Below are 20,277 nucleotides of genomic sequence, written 5' to 3'. Positions count from 1 at the left end.
CTGCTCTTTTAGTGCTAATAATTTGATTATAGTATGGTTTTATCATTCTGGCATAATTAGTAATTCTTGTGTTTATTTCTCTTCTGTATCGCCTGTTACTCAGGTTTATCCGGCCCGCCATTGGATGAGCTACACTTATAAAAAGGTGTAAAAACAGGATAACAAAGGTGAGTTAATGGAGAGATCCCCAAAACATATCGGACATCATTCACCGACTAAGCAATCAGCCACTTTCTCGCCCAGATATGCAGCCTTACTTCAAATTGAACGAAGAGTCTTTGAACTGATTCTTAGCACAGCTCCCCTTTCGACATTATTGGAAACGATAGCTTTAGGCATTGAAGAAATCGCTAAAGAAGCAAAGGTATCAATTCTGTTGTTAGACAAAGACGGCGTCCATATCCGTCAGGGTTCTGCTCCTCATTTACCTGCTATCTACACCCAAACTATAGAAGGAATGCAAATTGGTCCCAACCAGCTTTGTTCAGGTGCCGCAATGTATTTAAAGAAGCGAGTCATCGTACCAGATATCAGCAGCAGTGCTTTTTGGGATCATTACGTCGAACTTGCCGAAGAAAATCATTTAAAAGCCTGCTGGTCCACGCCAGTGATTGACAGTCATGGAAAAGTAATTGCTGCTTTCGCTCTTTATTACGAGCATTGCTATGAACCCACAGAGAATGATTTTGAGCTGATTGATCATGCGGGTTATTTAGTAAGAATCTGCATTGAACTGAATGAAAAAAGCAATGCCCTGCAAACAAGCGAGTCAAGATTTCGCCATGCTTTCCAGGATGCCGCAACAGGAATTGCTATTACCGATTTAAACGGTTTTTTTTTACAGGTCAACGCCGCCTACTGCGAGATGCTCGGTTACTCGGAGGAAGAGTTATATAAAATGACATTTATGGATGTCACTCATCCCGATGATAAGAGCCTAAGTTGGGAACACTGCCGCAGCTTGCTCGCCGAACAAAGGGGCCAAACTTTTGAAAAGCGTTATATAACGAAAACTAATCAGGTAATTTGGACACGGTTAAGCATTTCTGCTCCACGTGATGAAACCGGAAAACCTATCAATTTTATCGCAGTATGCGAAGATATCACCCAGAAAAAACTGATGCTGAACGAGCTTGAAAAAAATCAATCCTTTCTTCGTATGGCTTCACTGATTAGCCGTATTGGGGCCTGGTCAGTAAGACTTCCGGAACAAAGTTTTATCTGGTCAGAGGAAGCAGAGCTCATTCATGAAGTGACTGACTCTTTCAACCCTACACTTGGTAATTTAATTACACTGTATCCCGAGGAGTATCGGCAAAAGCTCCTCAATGCATTTGATCAATGCATGAATAAAGGGCTCGCTTTTCAACTCGAATTACCTTTTCTCAGTCCGAAAAAAAATCAGCTCTGGATAAAAATCATGGGCGAATCTGTGCGGGATAAATCAGAACAAATTATTAAAGTTCAGGGTGCTTTCCAAGATATTACTGAACAAAAAAAACTGGAAGAAGTGCGTCAGGAAACTGAACAGCGCTTTCGTCAGCTCACTGAAAATATTCAGGAGGTTTTTTGGTTGACCAATGCGGCTCATGATCAGATTTTATACATCAGTCCGGCCTACGAACGCATTTGGGGGCGATCTTGTCAGGGTCTTTATGAAAACCCCCGACAATGGCTCGAAGCCATATATGAAGAAGATCGATGTAAAATGTTATCCTTACTCGAAGATTTAAACCACGGCTATAATGAGGAATACCGTATTATCAGACCTGACGGCGAAATGCGCTGGATTCTTGATCGTTCGTTTCATATTTATGATAGTAATGGTCAGCTTTACAGGGTTGCGGGAGTCGCTCAGGATATCACGGAAAGAAAAGAAGCAGAACAATCTCTTCGAGAAAGCGAAGAGCGATTTCGTTTACTATCTGATGCGACCAATGATGCCATCTGGGATCTTAATCTTTTAAATAATAAGATCTGGTGGAATGAGGGCTTTGAAATCCTTTTCGGATATCAGCGTAAAGAAATTGTCCCCAATATCAATTCCTGGATGAATTATATTCATCCAGATGATTTCAATCGGGTAATTCAAGGTGTTTTCAAAGTAATTAATGAGGGGAAAACACATTGGAATGCTGAGTATCGCTTCCGCCGGAAAGACGGCACCTATGCTAAAGTATTCGACCGAGGCAATGTAATAAGGGATGATCGCGGCAAAGCAGTACGTATGATTGGAGGCATGACAGACTTAACCGAGCGTTATGAGCTCGAAGAACAACTTCGCCAATCGCAGCGTCTTGAGTCCCTGGGCCAGTTAACCGGTGGAGTTTCGCATGATTTCAATAATATGCTTACCATAATTATGGGTAATGCCGAATTACTGACCGAGCAATTGACTGCTAACCCGATGCTTAATGAAATGGCAGAAATGATATACAGCGCCGCCCAGCGGGGAGCGGAGCTGACTAAACGCTTACTGGCGTTTGCAAGGCGTCAGGCCCTGGAACCCAAAGTGATTGAATTAAATGTTCTTGTGGAAAACATGTTGGGGCTGCTGAAAAGAACAATTGGCGACCACATTGAGTTAAAATTAAAAAAAGAACCTCAATTATGGCCTGCTTTGGTTGACCCGGCGCAACTTGAAAATGCAATTTTAAATCTTTGTTTAAATTCCCGTGATGCCATGCCGAATGGAGGACAGCTAATTATTGAAACTAAAAACTCAGAATTGGATGATACCTATGCGGATACCCATACTGAAATCAGCCCAGGCCCCTATGCTGAAATTTTAATCTCGGATACTGGCTGCGGGATTGCACCCGAACATCTTAAAAAAGTGTTTGAGCCCTTTTTTTCCACGAAGCCCAAAGAAAAAGGCACGGGGCTCGGACTAAGCATGGTATTTGGGTTTATTAAGCAATCAGGCGGACACATCAATATTTATTCAGAGCCAGGAAAAGGCACTACTGTAGGGCTTTATTTACCCAAAGCCGATCATGTCGTTATTCCAGAGGAAGAATCTAAAATTAAACCCATACTCCCAGGACATGAAAAAATCCTTTTGGTCGAGGACAACGAAAAAGTACGTCTTTATGCTTCCGAACAATTGCGCGCCGCCGGCTATAAGGTCGAAGTTGCAGATAATGGACTTAGCGCTCTTGAAATTCTGAAGACAAGAGATGATTTTGAGTTGCTTTTTACGGATATAATAATGGAAGGAGGACTAAGCGGAACAGAGCTAGCCATTTTGGCTCAAAAATTAAGACCCAATTTAAAAGTGCTGTACACCTCGGGTTATCCTGAAGATATTATACTCCATCAAGGGCAATTGACACCCGGCGTTCATTTATTAAACAAGCCATATCGGCGTGTGGATTTATTAAACAAGATCAGGGATACATTGAATAGCGAATGACAAGGAAGACCAGGATGAGTAATCGTTTATTAATTCTGGATGATGATGTAATGATCTGTAAAACCATTCAAAACATTGCACGGTTTACAGACATCGAAGCTGAATATACAACAAATCCAGCGACATTTCTGGATCAGGTTCAGACCTGGGAACCAGAATTTCTCGCTATCGATTTGATTATGCCTGAAATGGACGGTATTCAGGTCATGACTGAGTTGGCAAGACATCACTGCACATCCAAGATACTTATAACCAGCGGAGTGGGCAGTCGGGTATTGGATGCTGCCCAGAGAACAGCTTATGAGCACGGTCTCAATGTAGTGGCAGTACTTCCCAAACCTTTTTCATTAACTGATCTTAGAAAATTATTAACTCAGCTAAACACCTCAGTCAAAAAACCACCGTCACACTACTTCGGTTTAATTGATAAAAATCCAGAACTTCTACTAAAAAGTGATTTATCCAATGCGCTGGAGCAAAAAGAGATTTATGTGGTTTATCAGCCCAAGATCGACTGTAAAACTCAGGAATTAAAAGGATTTGAAGTATTAAGCCGCTGGGTCAACACCCGATTTGGCATTGTACAGCCCGATCGCTTCATACCCTTTGCTGAATCCTGTCACCTGATTGATGGCATTACCTATGAAGTATTGGATCAGGCTTTGCACTGGTTTAGCGAAATCACCTCAGGTCCTGTATATAAACAATACCTTCCAGAAAAAACAATTAAAAACCTAAAGCTATCTGTTAATATTTCGACTTCCTCCCTGAAAAACACCGCACTGTTTGAGCAATTAAGTAAAAACATCAAAAAGCTTGGACTCGAGCCTAATTGTTTGATTCTGGAACTGACAGAAACCGCAGCGATGGAAGATCCGGTTGCGTCTCTGGAAATTCTGACACGTCTGAGAATGCAGGGTTTTGAATTATCCATCGATGATTTCGGAACAGGCTTTTCCTCCATGTTGCAACTGGTTCGCCTGCCTTTCTCGGAAATCAAAATTGATAAATCCTTTGTCATTAATGCAAAACACTCTCTGGAATCCAAAGTTGTGATCAAATCGATAGTGGATTTAGGGAAAAGTCTGGGCTTACAAACCACCGCGGAAGGACTCGAAGATAAGGATACGCTCAGCTATTTATGCGAGATAGGTTGCGATCAGGCCCAGGGTTACTACATTTCCCATCCTTTGGTAGCCAAGGAAATACTTGAATGGATCAAGAGCCGATCAATCCAATTTTCAACAAATTGACCAAATTATGCAAAGATAGCAAAAAATATTGATTTAAATTTAAAAGCTGCTATCTTATACAATACGTTTGAGCCCGAAGGATGACTCAGTGACGAAAACGCCCGATTTTTTTGACTTCTCCCTTCTCTCCAGGGATGATATCGCTCGGCTCCTGAATCAATTTAATATCCGCCTGACTGTCGACGAAGCACTTACCATACAAAACGACTTTTTAAAACGCCCCCCTACTTATGCAGAATGTATCTTGTGGTCCATCCAGGGCTCGGAACATTGCTCTTATAAAAGCAGCAGAATACACCTGAAACAATTTGTCACAGACGGCCCTCATGTCATACTCGGTCCAAAAGAAGATGCCGGTATTATTTCCGTCGCCATCGATAAGCAAGGCAAACGCTATGGCATTGTGATGAGTCATGAATCGCATAATCATCCCTCTCAACTCGTTCCCTATGAAGGTGCTGCAACCGGAGTGGGAGGTAATGTACGGGATGTATGCTGTATGGGGGCTGAAGTGATTGCCGTGGCAGACAGTCTGCGATTCGGGGCCATCGACCGCGCGAAAACCAAATGGATTCAGGAAGGTGTAGTCCGGGGAATTGCAGGCTATGCCAATCCATTGGGGATCCCGAATCTCGCAGGTGATGTCGCTTATGACGAAGGTTATAATGAAAATTGCCTGGTTACCCTGGTGACTTTAGGTGTGGTGCGCGAGGATCAGATCATTCATTCCCACGCTCCTGCTGATGCAAAAGACTACGTGTTTATTCTGGTTGGAAAGCCGACAGATAATAGTGGTTTTGGCGGCGCAGCATTTGCCTCATCGACCTTAGACAGCGAACAGGAAAATGAGAATAAGGGTGCAGTACAAGAGCCTAATGCCTTTTTGCAGCGCCATATTCTGAAAGCCAATTATGCTATGTTTGAACAGTTGAGAAACGATAATCTGATTGCTCATGTCGGATTTAAAGATCTTGGAGCAGGTGGAATTGCCTGTGCCAGTGTTGAGCTGGCTGATGCCGCTGGTTTCGGTGCTGAAATTGATCTTGAAAAAGTCCCCACGAGTATAGCTGATTTACTGCCGGCAGTTATCTTGTGCTCTGAAACACAGGAACGCTTTATGTGGGTGGTTCCCGAGTCTCTCGCTGACCGATTCCTGCAACATTACAATATCCGTTTTGCTCTGCCCGATATTTGCGACGGCGCTCAGGCGACCATCATAGGGAGACTGCGTTCAGACGATCAATATATCGTTAACTATAACAATCAAACGATAGTTCAGGCAAAGGCCGGAGATATCACCCAAGGGATCCTGTACTCAAGACCCTATGAAAAGAAACAACGCGAATTCGATAGTTCTGAAACCACCCCGCCATCTGACTTCAATACCGCGCTGATTGAGCTATTAACGCATGAAAATATCGCATGTCGGGAGCCTGTTTATGAAACTTACGACAAACAGGTTCAGGGTCGCACCTGGCTGGAGCGCGGTGAAGCTGCCGCAGGTGTTTTGACCCCCTTTAACGAAGATAAATACCCGGTTGAAATTCGTAAAACAGGCGTTGCCCTTTCAGTTGCTCAAAACCCTGCCTATTGTAAAATTGATGCCTACTGGGGTGCGGTCAATGCTGTTGTGGAAGCCGCGCGCAACATTGTTGCAACTGGTGCATGGCCTGTTGCTCTGACCGATTGCCTATGCTTTGGCAATCCGGAAAAACCAGAGCAAATGGCAGAGCTTATTGAAGCTATACAAGGTATTGTTGATGCTTCAAAAGCAATTCCAGTTATTGATTATCCTCAGTTTAGCCTGCCGATTATATCGGGGAATGTCTCGCTTTATAACGAATCAACCAAAAGCTCTATCCCACCCAGCCCCATTATCAGTTGCGCCGGCGCCATGCCCGATGCTGGCAAGGCCTTAACACATTCCTTCCAACAAGCCGGTTCGATCCTGATTCTGGTGGGTGCACGGCGTGACGAATGCGGGGGCAGTGTTTACTTTCAAACGCAGCTTAAACTGGGTAATAGTTTACCCAAACCTGATCTGGAAAAAATTGGTCAGGAGTTTATTGCAGTCTATCAGGCTATTCAGCAGAGCCTGATCCTCTCGGCATCGGTAATTTCCCGAGGCGGCATTGCGACTGCATTGGCGCAGATGAGCTTTAGACTTGGCATCGGTGCTGAGGTGCATTTAACAGATCCGCTTGCCGCCGATAAGTTGCTATTTGCAGAAGCCGGTGGTTTTATCCTGGAAGTATCCCCTGATGATCTTGAGGCTATTCTTAATTTATTTGCTGAATATCAAGTTAATCCTCAGGTTATTGGTAAAACTACCCAGGCGTCCTGCATAAAAATTAACTCTCTGATTAATCTGGCTGTCGAAGACGCTCGTTCGGCCTGGACTAATGGTTTACGCAAAAGGCTTTTATCATGACAAGCATCGATTATAAAACAGCAGGTGTGGATGTAGAGGCAGGCAATCAGGCCGTTAAGCGTATCAAAAATGCAGTTGAAAGTACTTTTTCCAAACAGGTTTTAACCGGTATCGGCAATTTCGCCTCCATGTATGATTTAAAATCTCTGCTGGAACATTATAGGCATCCTGTGCTGGTACAAAGCATCGATGGCGTAGGAACCAAAATGATGGTCGCCAGAATGATGCAAAAATTTGACACTATTGGTATGGATTTGGTGAGTGCTACTGCCAACGACATTATTGTTTTAGGCGCCAAACCGCTGACCTTGCTGGATTACATTGCCAACGACAAATTAAATCCTTTAATTATTGAGGATATTATCAAAGGCATGGTGAATGCATGCCGTGATAATGATATTTCACTGGTCGGTGGCGAGATGGCAGAAATGCCGGGAACCTATTGTCCAGGCGAGCTTGATCTTGTGGGTATTATTACTGGCGTTGTAGAAAAAGACAAAGCGATTTTAGGACAAACTATCTGTGAAGGCGATATTGTCGCCTGTTTTGCCTCAAGCGGGCTTCATACGAATGGCTACACTCTGGCCAGGAAATTATTTTTTGATGTCGCCGCTTATGATGTGAACTCTCATTTACAGGATTTTGATCAAAGCCTTGGTGAAGAGCTGCTGACTCCGCATATCAACTATACCAAACCGATTCTGCATCTGCTTGATAATAATATGCCCATAAAAGGAATGGCACATATTACGGGTGGCGGCTTGCTTGAGAATATTCCACGGGTGTTGCCGGCTGGCTGTGCTGCACAAATAAATAAAAATAAGATACCCCAACTCCCCCTGTTCAATCTGTTGCGACGCATTAGCCGTTTAGATGATCGAGAACTCTATCGCACGTTCAACATGGGTGCGGGGATGGTTTTGGTTTTTGCGCCTGAAGCACAAACAGCGATTACCAAAACCTTAAAGGCATTTCCTGATTTCCCCCTGTATGAAATCGGACGTATAACTAACGGTAACAGAGAGGTCACTCTACTATGATCCGCATCGGCCTGATTCAATTCCCTGGTTCAAACTGTGAACGGGAAACTGCTCTGGCAATCAAACGGGCCAAAATGGAGCCCGTAGAATTTTTGTGGAATGAGCCGTTGCATAAGCTGGAAACCCTGGATGGTTATGTATTAATAGGCGGCTTTTCCTATGAAGATCGTTCGCGGGCAGGAATTATCGCAGCACTTGATCCTGTTTTGAATGACATAAAAAAGCAAAGTTTAAAAGGAAAACCCGTTTTAGGAATTTGTAATGGCGCACAAATTCTCGTCGAATCAGGCATGATCCCTGGCTATGGGGAAATCGCGCTTACTGAGAATAAACGTATACAGGAAGGTAAGATTCTTGGCACAGGGTTCTACAACAGCTGGGTCAATATGCGTTTGGCTGATAATTATCAACACAATGCCTTTACCCGTTTTCTCGATTCAAAAACCATCATTCATTTACCAGTTGCACATGCTGAAGGCCGGTTTATCATGCCTGAATCCATATTACAGTATCTGCAGGAAAATGGCTTATGCCTTTTTCGCTACTGCGACGAACAGGGCCAAATCATCGATCATTTCCCCATTAATCCCAATGGCTCACTACACAATATTGCCGCCATTTCAAATGAAGCAGGTAATGTGATGGCAATGATGCCTCATCCCGAGAGAACAGAAAATGGCGATGCAATTTTTCATTCAATGCGTGAATATATCAGCGAAGGCAGTAAACCTAACACAAACTATAGCACGCGGCCTGTTCCTGAAATTTCCATTCAAGCTTATCAGCCTCAAAGAGGCTCTAAAGAATATCTAATCCAGCTGAATATCACAGATAATGAAGCTCTTACTGTTCAAAAAACCCTCGAAAAAATGGGGTTTCCCGTTAAAGTCAGACGCTTTGATCATTGGGAAATTATTAGCGAATCGGCCAGTCAGCTCGAGCGCGTCCAATCAAGCGGTGTTTTATTTTGCGAACGGAAAGAACAAATTTATAAACCTGCGTCCTATACTGAACAAAATAACAGTTTCTCCTGTCTGGTACGAACTAAAGAGGATTTGATAGGTCAGCAAGCCAAACAGACGCTCGATGCTCAACATGATACAGATACAGGACTTAAGATAAGGCATGGAGTAGTCTGGCAGTTTCACAGCGATACACTGCCTGTCAGTCAGTTTGTTAAAGATATTTTATCAACTAACATATTAGGGAACCGGTATGCTCACGAATACTTCAACTATGACTTCCCGTTATCTGGAAGAGATACGCGCTGAACAAGCTTATCTTCTGGATCAGACTAACCTGCCAGTAGGTGAGAAATACACAGGTAAAGTCAGGGATTCTTACGATTTGGGTGAATATCTTTTGCTGATTACCACTGATCGACTGACCGCCTTCGACAGACCTCTCGCTCTTATCCCCTGCAAAGGACAAGTACTCAACCTAACCAGTGCCTGGTGGTTTGAGCAAACCAAAGACATCGTTCCCAACCATCTCGTCGCCATTCCAGATCCCAATGCAGTCATTGCAAAAAAATGCCAGGTATTTCCTATTGAATTTGTAATGCGAGGCTATATTACTGGCACCACCGATACCTCTCTCTGGACTCAATACAACAAAGGAGTCCGAAATTATTGCGGTATATCCTTTCCAGAAGGCCTGAAAAAGAACCAGATATTGGAAGAAGCAGTTCTGACTCCGACCACCAAGGAAAAAGTTCATGATAGGCCAATCTCTCCACAAGAGATTATTTCCGAAGGCTGGATGAAAGAAGAACATTGGCAACAGGCCAGCGTTTTAGCGAAGAAATTATATGCCAGAGGCGTTGAAATTGCGCGCCAGCATGGATTAATACTGGTTGATACCAAATATGAATTTGGTCTGGATTCTTCAGGCAAGGTCATTGTAGTGGATGAAATTCATACCCCGGACTCAAGTCGTTACTGGTTGGCCAATACCTATGAGCAACGTGTTGCTGAGGGTCTTGAGCCGGAAAACATTGATAAGGAATTTTTGCGTCTGTGGTTTGCCAAAAACTGTGATCCTTATAAAGATAATGATTTGCCAAAAGCGCCCCAGGAATTAGTCGAGCAGCTGTCTCTACGATACATCCAATTGTATGAAATGATCACTGGCCGCCCATTTGAGTTCCAAAAACATCATGAAACAGCAGAAAAACGCATATTGCATAATATCGCTGATTATATAAGGTAGTCGATTATGTGTGGGATTGTCGGAATTATCAGCCAGGAACCCGTAGCCAACGAGTTATTTGACAGCCTGATTCACCTGCAGCATCGCGGTCAGGATGCGGCGGGAATTTTAACCTGTGACGAGCGTTTCTATTCACGCCAGGGCTTAGGCCTGGTTCGAGAGATTTTTAATCAGAAAAACGTCAGCAGTCTCCTTGGAAACATTGGCATTGGGCATACCCGCTATCCCACAGCGGGTGGTTATACCAATACCGACATTCAGCCTCTCTGGATTGGCAGCCCGCGCGGCATCGCTATGGCACACAATGGCAATCTCACTAATTACCAGGAATTAGCCGAGCAAATTCGGTTTAAACAAAAACGCCATCTTAATTCATCACTGGATTCGGAAGTACTTCTGCTCACACTGGCTGATCAGTTGGCAAATTCTTATTTTGACGAAGATGATGAGCGCTTTTTTGAAGTGCTTTGCAGAGCGGTGGAATTCATCTCCTATTATGTGAAAGGCGCTTATTCCATTGTTAGCGTGGTCATTGGAAAAGGGCTGGTTTGTTTCCGCGACCCTCATGGCATTAGACCCCTTGTCTGGGGCTCTCGTGAGGGCCTGTTCGGTAAAACCGATTACATCTTCGCTTCTGAAACCACGCCGTTTTATGCGCTGGGTTTTAAAGAGGAAGGCGATGTATTGCCTGGAGAGGTTGTTTACGTCAGTCAATCGGGGCAGATGTTTCGCCGTGTTATCAATAAAAGAGAAACAGAATTCAGGCCCTGCGTCTTTGAATATGTCTATTTCTCCCGACCCGACGCTACAATAAATCATATCAATGTTTACCGCGCCCGCTTACGGATGGGCCAAAATTTATGTAAGCAATGGAAGGCCCAATACCCTGATATTATTCCTGATGTAGTCGTGCCCGTTCCCTTTACTGCGAATACAGCCGCATTGTCTTTCGCCCGGGAGATGGGCGTTCGTTATACCGAGGCACTTTATAAAAATCCTTTTATTGGCCGCACATTCATAATGCCTAATGTGAAAGCACGCAAGCGTAATATTCGCTACAAACTAACTCCTTTACGAACCGAAATACAAAATAAATCGGTCCTCATTGTTGACGATAGTATTGTTCGCGGCGCTACCTCTCGTGAAATTGTAAAAATGATAAAAGAAATGGGGGCAAAGAAAATTTATCTGGTGTCCACTTGCCCTCCGATTAAATATCCCTGTTTTTATGGTATTGATATTCCCAGCTCTCAGGAGCTGATAGCGTCCAACAAATCTGAAGAAGAAATAGCCAATGAAATCGGTGTGGATATTTTACTGTATCAATCATCTGAAGATTTAATAGAGGCAGTCACCCGACGCGGCGATCACAACATCAAAAAACCCTGTATGTCCTGTATGGATGGTGAATACTTTTGCAAATCAATTACACCGGAAAAAATAAAAGCGCTTGAGTTACAACGGGCTAAGGATAAGGCGAAGAAGTGAGCAGGGGAAATTAAAGAGACTGCTTTATTGTCATCCCCGCGCAGGCGGGGATCCATGCCTGAGCAGGCACTGTGCCTAATGAAAAAATGGATTCCCGCCTGCGCGGGAATGAGATTGATAAAGAACATTGTTATAAATATCAAAAAATAGGAAAAAATTGCTGTGAAAATACTGATTATCGGTTCAGGTGCCCGTGAGCACGCTATTGTTAGAGCCTTGCATCGCTCACCCCAACAACCTTTAATATATTGCATTGGTTCTTCAGTCAATGCGGGTATCAGGCAATTGACTCAGGACTATCTGGCAGGCGATATAACTGATTGCGGTCAGGTTACTCATCAGGCACATGAATGGGCCATTGATCTATGTATCATTGGACCAGAGGCCCCTTTGGAAATGGGACTTGCCGATGCGCTCTGGCAGATTGGCATTGCGACTATTGGCCCTAAACAAAGTCTGGCCCGTATTGAAACCAGCAAAGAGTTCGCAAGAAACCTGATGCAAAAATATCATATTCCAGGTTTGCCCGTTTACAGAACATTTAATTCAATGTCAGGTATAGAGTCCTTTCTTGATTCTTTAAACAATAATTATGTCATCAAAGCCAATGGGCTCATGGGTGGTAAAGGGGTCAAGCTCTTTGGAGAGCATCTTCACTCCAAAGAGGAAGCGCTGTCCTTCTGTGACGAAATTCTCGCAAAAAACCAATCCATTATTATTGAGGAGAAACTGGAAGGCCAGGAATTCTCATTTATGTGCTTTGCAGACGGTGTCCGCTTGTTTCCGATGCCGCTGGTTCAGGATCATAAGCGAGCCTTTGCAGGTGACGAAGGCCCCAATACCGGGGGAATGGGAAGCTATTCCGACGCCAATCACAGTCTGCCCTTTCTATCCAAAAACGAAGTTCAAACCGCTCTGGCCATTAATAATGCGGTATATCATGCATTAACATCAGAATGCCAGGATAAATATATTGGCTTTTTGTACGGGAGCTTTATTGCGACAGCAGAAGGGGTCTATGTGATTGAATTCAATGCGCGCATGGGAGATCCTGAGGCCTTAAACGTTTTATCGATACTTGAAAGCGATTTTGTAACCCTTTGCGCCGCTATGGTTACAGGAAGACTGGATCTGACCGATATTCATTTTGCTAATAAAGCGACTGTTTGCAAATACGCGGTACCTGAAGGCTATCCGGATAAGCCTTTAAATAATTTTGAAATTGATATTCATTCCGTCACTAATCCCAATAATCTCTATCTTGGCGCAGTGAATCAGATCAATGATCGAACCGTCGCTACAGGCTCCCGAACAGCCGCTTATGTAGGCATTGCAAATACCATCTATGAGGCAGAAGTTCTTGCTGAAGCTGAAATTTCCCGAGTCGGCGGCTCCCTTTATCACCGCAAAGATATAGGAACTGCAGCCTTGATTGAACAGCGTATCAGTCACATGCAAAGGTTGAAAGCTCAATGATAAACCTGGCAGTCCTCGGTTCAACAAGAGGCAGCAATTTGCTGCCTCTTATCGCTGCCAGTAAAGATGGCCGTATGAAGGCAAAAATCAAATTGGTATTGAGCAATAAAAATGATGCCCTGATTCTTCAAAAAGCAAAGGATAATGGGATACCGAACTATTTTTTAAGCCCGGCGGGGATGAGCCGTGAAACTTATGATGAGCAAATATCTGATTTACTGCAATCCCATTCCATTGATTTAATCGTTTTAACCGGTTACATGCGAATTTTATCGGCTAAATTTGTAAGAGCATGGCCTAATCAAATTATAAACGTACATCCCTCCCTGTTACCCGATTTTTCGGGTTTAATGGATCTGGAGGTACACAAGGCAGTTCTTGCCGCAGGCAAGCGTGTTTCTGGCTGCACTGTCCACTATGTCAGCGAAGAAGTGGATGAGGGACCGATTATTTGTCAGCTCAAATGTCCCGTGCTTCCCTATGATACGCCTGAATTATTGAAAACCAGGCTGCAGACATTGGAAGCAAAGGCATTGATACGAGCTATAAATGCGCATACATTAAATATGCAAGCAGAGTGTTTATAGAACATGCCCTCCCCGCGAAGGCGGGGATCCATCTATAATTTGGCACAGTGCCAAGGTAGAAATGGATTCCCGCCTTCGCGGGAATGACACAGTTCAATAAGCTCTCTGCTAAAATTGTGTTTTAACAATTAAAAAAAGGATCGATATGTCAACTCCACTAGTTGCTGTTCTCATGGGCTCCAAATCGGATTGGACAATTATGGAAGAAGCAAGCAAAACACTTGAAGGCTTGCTTATACCGCATGAAGTCCGGGCGCTCTCCGCGCATCGCACCCCTGATGCCTTGTTCAGTTATCTTAAAGAAGCAGAGGAAAGCGGTGTTGAGGTATTTATTGCTGCGGCCGGAGGAGCTGCCCATTTACCCGGGGTAGTCGCTTCCAAAACGCTATTGCCGGTTTTAGGTGTGCCTATGCCCTCTTCCACCTTCACCGACGGTCTTGACGCCCTGCTTTCTATTGTACAAATGCCAGCGGGTATCCCAGTAGGAACTTTAGCAGTCGGTAAAGCCGGTGCAGTCAATGCGGCCATCCTGGCGGCGTCAATTCTGGGTAATAAATATCCGGAATATCGAAAAGCTGTTCAGAAGCACAGAGATGAGCAAGCGCGAAAAGTATTGGATAACTCAATCATACGTTGATCGAGCTAAGCCCGGTTGCAGAACAACCGGGCTCTGGATTATCCATTCGTTGTTTCATCATCAGAATAAGGAAGAATGGTCACGCCTGTACCTATGGTCATGAATTGCTCGTTCAGCCACTTGGCTGCACTTGGGAACACTCGTACGCAGCCATGACTTGAGTTGCCATAAGGCACTTCATATCCTGCATGAATTGTAAACCCGCGATAGAAGTACATACAGTAAGGCATTTTTGCCCCGCCGGTTGTTTCCACTGGATACTCACCAGAAAGACAATTAATGCCTCGCTTATTATAAACGCGGAATGTACCGGTGACTGTACGGCAAGGCTGGCCGACATCTTCACAGAAGTCTTTACCTCCAGAAGCCGCCCCAGTCATAACCCGATTGCCCTCTTCATCATAAGCGGCCCATGCATAGGCTTTCGGGTCGAAAATAAATTGCTTTCTGCCTGTTGCCGTCGCTTTAACGGGAAAATGATCGCGTCCTCGTTTGTCTTTAGTATAGTGAATCGTATGGTGAACTTTTCCGGCATCATCCGTAATATAGGTTGACTCATCAAATTCAACGCAGCCGGTCAACCCCACGGAGCAGGCTAGCCCCAGCCAAAACAACTTATTCATATTTAGAAATCTCCACACAGGATTCAATTATCAATGTTTCAAACGACGGTATTTGATTCTCGAAGGACGATTGGCCTCATCACCGAGACGCCGCTTTCTGTCAGCCTCGTAATCACTGTAATTTCCTTCTACAAAGACTACCTGAGAATCCCCCTCAAAAGCCATTAAATGCGTACAAATGCGGTCCAAGAACCAGCGATCATGGGAAATAACAATGGCACAACCCGGGAAGTTAAGGATAGCTTCCTCCAGCGAGCGCAGGGTTTCAACATCCAGGTCATTACTGGGTTCGTCAAGAAGCAGGACGTTGCCGCCGCTTTTCAATAGTTTGGCCAGATGAACCCGATTTCGTTCTCCACCAGAAAGCTGCGATAAGCGCTTTTGCTGATCAGTACCTTTGAAATTAAAGCGCCCCACATAGGCACGGGAAGGCATTTGGAAAGATCCGACCTGCATGATATCCAAACCGTCTGAAATTTCTTCCCATACAGTCTTGCTGTCATCTAAATGATCACGGAACTGATCCACATGCGCAAGATTAACCGTCTCGCCAATACGTATCTCACCGCTGTCCGGCTGCTCTTGTCCTGTAACCATTTTAAGAAATGTGGATTTACCTGCGCCATTAGGACCAATAATACCGAGAATACCGCCTTTTGGTAGTTGGAAACTCAAGTTATCAATCAATAAACGATCGCTGTAAGCTTTTGAAATGTTATTGGCTTCAATCACCAGATCACCCAAGCGACCGCCGGGCGGAATATAAAGTTCGTTGGTTTCATTACGTTTTTGAAATTCTCTGGAGCGCATTTCTTCATAACGGGCAAGTCTTGCCTTACTTTTGGCATGTCTTCCCTTAGGTGACGTTCTGACCCATTCCAGCTCGGCTTTCAATGCACGCTCATGGCCAGCCTGCTGTTTTTCTTCCATAGCCAGTCGAGCTTCTTTCTGCTCAAGCCAGGCGCTGTAATTTCCTTTATAAGGGATACCCTCTCCTCTATCGAGCTCGAGGATCCATTCAGCCGCATTGTCGAGAAAATAACGATCATGGGTAACAGCGACTACTGTTCCCGGGAATTCTTCCAGATAGCGCTCAAGCCAGGCGACACTTTCAGCATCCAGATGGTTGGTAGGCTCATCCAGTAATAACATATCGGGACTTGAAAGCAATAATCTGCAGAGCGCTACACGTCGACGCTCACCTCCGGAAAGATTCTGGATTTTGGCATCCCAATCAGGCAAACGCAGGGCATCAGCTGCAATTTCAAGCTTTCTATCCAGATCCCAACCGCCGCAGGCTTCAATTTCGTCTTGCAGCACACCTTGCTTCTCGAGAAGACTATTCATCTCGTCATCACTCATTGGCTCGGCGAAACGCATACTGATCTCATCAAACTGAGTCAGTTTATCTTTAATAGAGGCAACCCCTTCCTCAACAACCGCCTTGACGGTTTTTTCAGGATCGAGTTCGGGCTCCTGAGCCAGATAGCCGATACGGATCCCTGGTTGCGGCCTTGCTTCTCCATCAAAATTCTGATCCTCACCAGCCATGATTTTTAGTAAGGTTGACTTTCCCGAACCATTTAAGCCCAAAACACCAATTTTGGCGCCGGGATAAAAGCTAAGGGAAATATCTTTGAGAATGGCTCGTTGATTATCTACAATCTTACTGACCCGATTCATTGTAAAAATATATTGCGACATTGTGCTCTCGTTATTATCAATTCAACTTATGACCAATCCAGAATAACCTTGCCTGATTGCCCGGAAGCCATTATCTGGAAAGCATCCTGATAAGCATCTACTGGGAAATGATGGGTTATTACCGGAGAAATATTCAGGCCGCTTTGCAACATGGCAATCATCTTATACCAGGTTTCAAACATTTCACGTCCATAGATCCCCTTGATCACAAGACCTTTGAAAATCACCTGATTCCAGTCAATGGCTGTTTCCTGAGGCGGAATCCCCAGCATGGCCACATGACCGCCATGATTCATTGCTTTCATCATGTCATTCAAAGCCATAGGGTTTCCTGACATTTCAAGGCCCACATCAAAACCTTCCTGCATCCCCAACTCTTCCATTACATCTTTAATGGCACGGTATTTCACGTTCACCGCAGCGGTAGCACCCATTTGACGAGCCAGCTCAAGACGGTGATCATTGACGTCAGTAATCACCACATGCCTTGCACCAATATGGCGTACAATAGCCACAGCCATAATTCCGATAGGACCGGCACCGGTAATCAGCACGTCCTCCCCAACGACATCAAAGGCAAGAGCACAATGCGTCGCATTCCCGAAAGGATCAAGAATAGAAGCCTGATCAGCGCTTATATCATCCGGTAAAACCAGCACATTGCTGGCAGGCATTGACAGATACTCAGCAAAACAACCCGGACGATTTACACCAACGCCCAGAGTATTACGACAGAGGTGACGCTTACCAGCACGACAATTACGGCACATCCCGCAGGTAATATGTCCTTCCCCGGATACTCTTTGTCCTGGTTTTAAACCTTGAACTTCCCGCCCTACCTCGACAATTTCGCCATAAAACTCGTGACCTATTGTCATTGGAACAGGAATAGTCGCCTGCGCCCAATCGTCCCAGGAATAAATATGGATATCAGTTCCGCAAATCGCAGTTTTATGGATTTTAATTAAAACGTCATTTACACCGTATTCTGGAACAGGAACATCCTGCATCCATATGCCAGGTTCACGCTTGGCTTTTACCAGTGATTTCATAGTTCTCCCATCGATTTGTCTTTATTTTTAAAAGTCCTCTCTCCCCTCAGGGGAGAGTTAGAGACTGCTATTAAGTTTAAGCTCAATTGTATATTAAGCTGTCCTCCCCGCGAAGGCGGGGATCCATCTCTGAACTCGCTATAATGCCAATTGAGGAATGGATTCCCGCCTGCGCGGGAATGACATAATTCCCGTAACTTAATGGCAGTGCCCCTACTCTTCTCCAACTTGGGGAGAGATGTCTTCTCTTTATTGAATGACTCCAAGCTGCTTTCCAACCTTGGCAAAGGCTTCTACGGCTCGATCCAAATGATGAGTCTCATGAGCTGCTGACATTTGCGTTCTGATTCGGGCCTTGCCTTTTGGTACAACCGGAAAAGAGAAACCAATGACATAGATTCCTTCAGCCAATAATAAATCCGCCATTTTTCCAGCGAGCGCGGCATCCCCAAGCATTACGGGAATGATTGGATGTTCGCCAGGAACCAGATCAAAACCAAGCGCCGTCATTGCCTTTCGAAAATATTGGCCATTTTGTTTTACCTTATTCGCCAATTCATTACTTCGCTCTAATTGCTCAAGAACCGCAATAGAAGAATGAGCGATTACCGGAGCAAGAGTATTTGAGAATAAATAAGGTCTTGAACGCTGTCTTAACCAGTCTATGATTACAGCATTGGCAGAAGTATAGCCGCCTGAAGCACCTCCAAGCGCTTTCCCCAGCGTGCCGGTAATGATGTCAATGCGATCAGCTACGCCGCAATACTCAGGAGTACCTCGTCCGGTTTCCCCCATGAATCCCACCGCATGAGAGTCATCCACCATGACCATGGCATCATATTTTTCGGCAAGATCGCAAATAGCAGGAAGATTGGCAATAATACCATCCATAGAGAAAACGCCATCTGTCGCAATTAACCTGAAACGGGCATTTTTGGCAGCAATCAGCTGTTGCTCCAAATCCTTCATATCATTGTTGGCATAGCGATAACGACTCGCCTTGCATAAACGCACGCCGTCGATAATGCTGGCATGATTTAAGGCATCGCTGATAATTGCGTCGTCTTCTCCGAGCATCGTTTCAAATAAGCCTGTATTCGCATCAAAACAGGATGAGTAAAGAATGGTATCTTCCATTCCGAGAAACTCACTGATTTTAGCTTCCAGCATCTTATGAGGCGTTTGCGTTCCGCAAATGAAACGAACAGAGGCCATTCCGTATCCATAGGTTTGCAGGGCTTTTTGCCCCTCTGCAATCAGCTCGGGACTGTTTGCCAGACCCAGATAGTTATTTGCGCAAAGATTAATGACCTCTTTGCCATTCACTTCGATCGCTGCTTGCTGTTGACTGCTAATGATTCGCTCGGACTTATATAAACCTTCTTTTTTCAGGTTATTTATTTCGGAATGCAAATGATCCAAAAATCGCTCAAGCACGCTGTTCTCCCAGATTTAAAAAACTGATGCAATCATAACAAATTCTCTCTTTGTTCACTAGAAGTGAAGAAAATCGATGCAGCACTCGGGGATTCTGCAAAAAAGAATGAATTATTATGCGGATAATAATCGCGCCCGCTGGTAAATCTTGCTAAAATGCCAGTAACGTTTTAACCTAGGAGCTTCTGAAATTTCAGGCGCGGCATTGTATCACGCCAAATCTCAGCAAGGCCTAAGTCACTTAAGTAGATGGTAAGATTCAATGATTAGTCAAAACGCTCGAATAAATATGGTCAAACAGCAATTAAGAACAGGTGATGTCTTAAATGAAAACATCCTGGCTCTGTATGACAAATTTCCTCGTCATGAATTTGTACCTAAAAATATGCAGGAATTTGCCTACTCCGATATGCAAATCCCATTGCCTCATGGTCAGCGCATGCTCACGCCGCTCGAAGAGGGCAAAATTTTACAGACTTTAAAGCTGAGCGGAAATGAGACCGTTCTTGAAGTCGGAACAGGCACTGGTTTCTTCAGCGCCTTGCTGAGCCAGCTTTGTAAAAAAGTAATTTCAATTGATTATTATGCAGACTTTACCAATATGGCTAAAAAAAACCTGCAAACACATCATGTGAAAAATGTCGAGTTAATCACTGGCGATGCGAGCCGCGGCTGGTTGGATAAAGCGCCCTATGAAGTGATTGTATTTACAGGCGCTATCGAAAAAATAACTGAGACCCTGCGTCTTCAGCTCCTGCCAGGTGGAAAGTTAATTACTATTGTAGGAAGAGATCCGGTAATGCAATGTCAGTTACATACTCTTGATCACAATAATCAATGGCATGAAACCTTCCTGTTTGATACTAATATTCCTCCATTGGTAGACAGATTAAAACCCAAAGAATTTGTTTTCTAGGACTTGC

The 20,277-nt window shown here is 44.4% G+C and carries 15 protein-coding genes; 11 read left to right on the top strand and 4 right to left on the bottom strand.

Going from position 1 to position 20,277, the window contains the following annotated elements:
* The first annotated feature begins 175 nt into the window (after positions 1-175).
* From B1207_RS10755 to purE, 10 genes are all read left to right on the top strand, one after another.
* Positions 176-3,415, top strand: coding sequence for a PAS domain S-box protein (locus tag B1207_RS10755; protein ID WP_112219973.1), 3,240 nt, complete (start codon positions 176-178; stop codon positions 3,413-3,415).
* Between the two features lie 14 nt (positions 3,416-3,429).
* On the top strand, positions 3,430-4,668 hold the full coding sequence (locus B1207_RS10750; protein ID WP_172458280.1) for an EAL domain-containing response regulator: 1,239 nt from the start codon (positions 3,430-3,432) through the stop codon (positions 4,666-4,668).
* Between the two features lie 88 nt (positions 4,669-4,756).
* Entirely contained in the window at positions 4,757-7,099 is a 2,343-nt protein-coding gene (gene purL, locus B1207_RS10745; RefSeq protein ID WP_112219971.1) for a phosphoribosylformylglycinamidine synthase subunit PurL, read from the top strand.
* Positions 7,096-8,139, top strand: a complete 1,044-nt coding sequence (purM, locus tag B1207_RS10740; protein WP_112219970.1) for a phosphoribosylformylglycinamidine cyclo-ligase — start codon at positions 7,096-7,098, stop codon at positions 8,137-8,139. Before purL ends, purM begins: the two co-directional genes overlap by 4 nt.
* Complete coding sequence (purQ, locus tag B1207_RS10735; protein WP_112219969.1) at positions 8,136-9,410, top strand: phosphoribosylformylglycinamidine synthase I; 1,275 nt, start codon at positions 8,136-8,138, stop codon at positions 9,408-9,410. Before purM ends, purQ begins: the two co-directional genes overlap by 4 nt.
* The gene (locus B1207_RS10730) at positions 9,355-10,350 is read left to right on the top strand and encodes a phosphoribosylaminoimidazolesuccinocarboxamide synthase (RefSeq protein WP_112219968.1); all 996 of its coding nucleotides are present in this window, start codon (positions 9,355-9,357) and stop codon (positions 10,348-10,350) included. Before purQ ends, B1207_RS10730 begins: the two co-directional genes overlap by 56 nt.
* Before the next feature lie 6 nt (positions 10,351-10,356).
* Positions 10,357-11,838 (top strand): amidophosphoribosyltransferase, encoded by a 1,482-nt coding sequence (gene purF, locus B1207_RS10725; protein WP_112219967.1) that lies wholly within the window; start codon positions 10,357-10,359, stop codon positions 11,836-11,838.
* 162 nt (positions 11,839-12,000) lie between these two features.
* Positions 12,001-13,314: a phosphoribosylamine--glycine ligase gene (gene purD, locus B1207_RS10720; RefSeq protein WP_112219966.1), complete on the top strand. Its 1,314-nt coding sequence runs from the start codon at positions 12,001-12,003 to the stop codon at positions 13,312-13,314.
* Positions 13,311-13,901, top strand: coding sequence for a phosphoribosylglycinamide formyltransferase (purN, locus tag B1207_RS10715; protein WP_112219965.1), 591 nt, complete (start codon positions 13,311-13,313; stop codon positions 13,899-13,901). The genes purD and purN overlap by 4 nt, the downstream gene beginning before the upstream one ends.
* Before the next feature lie 145 nt (positions 13,902-14,046).
* On the top strand, positions 14,047-14,538 hold the full coding sequence (gene purE / locus B1207_RS10710) for a 5-(carboxyamino)imidazole ribonucleotide mutase (RefSeq protein ID WP_112219964.1): 492 nt from the start codon (positions 14,047-14,049) through the stop codon (positions 14,536-14,538).
* Between the two features lie 38 nt (positions 14,539-14,576).
* On the opposite strand, the gene B1207_RS10705 is transcribed toward purE, so the two are convergent.
* From B1207_RS10705 to B1207_RS10685, 4 genes are all read right to left on the bottom strand, one after another.
* Positions 14,577-15,161, bottom strand: coding sequence for a L,D-transpeptidase (locus tag B1207_RS10705; protein WP_112219963.1), 585 nt, complete (start codon positions 15,159-15,161; stop codon positions 14,577-14,579).
* Between the two features lie 30 nt (positions 15,162-15,191).
* Positions 15,192-16,865 (bottom strand): energy-dependent translational throttle protein EttA, encoded by a 1,674-nt coding sequence (gene ettA, locus B1207_RS10700; protein ID WP_112219962.1) that lies wholly within the window; start codon positions 16,863-16,865, stop codon positions 15,192-15,194.
* 26 nt (positions 16,866-16,891) lie between these two features.
* Entirely contained in the window at positions 16,892-17,917 is a 1,026-nt protein-coding gene (tdh, locus tag B1207_RS10695; RefSeq protein WP_112219961.1) for an L-threonine 3-dehydrogenase, read from the bottom strand.
* Between the two features lie 249 nt (positions 17,918-18,166).
* Entirely contained in the window at positions 18,167-19,354 is a 1,188-nt protein-coding gene (locus B1207_RS10685) for a glycine C-acetyltransferase (protein WP_112219959.1), read from the bottom strand.
* A gap of 262 nt (positions 19,355-19,616) precedes the next feature.
* Between B1207_RS10685 and B1207_RS10680 the strand changes: the two genes are divergently transcribed.
* On the top strand, positions 19,617-20,270 hold the full coding sequence (locus B1207_RS10680) for a protein-L-isoaspartate O-methyltransferase family protein (protein WP_112219958.1): 654 nt from the start codon (positions 19,617-19,619) through the stop codon (positions 20,268-20,270).
* The last annotated feature ends 7 nt before the right edge of the window (positions 20,271-20,277 follow it).

Origin of the sequence: Legionella quinlivanii (assembly GCF_003265995.1) — a bacterium.
Taxonomy (GTDB): domain Bacteria; phylum Pseudomonadota; class Gammaproteobacteria; order Legionellales; family Legionellaceae; genus Legionella_C; species Legionella_C quinlivanii_A.
The sequence above is the reverse complement of the archived record's forward strand: the minus strand, read 5'-3'. Positions and strand labels throughout refer to the sequence as shown.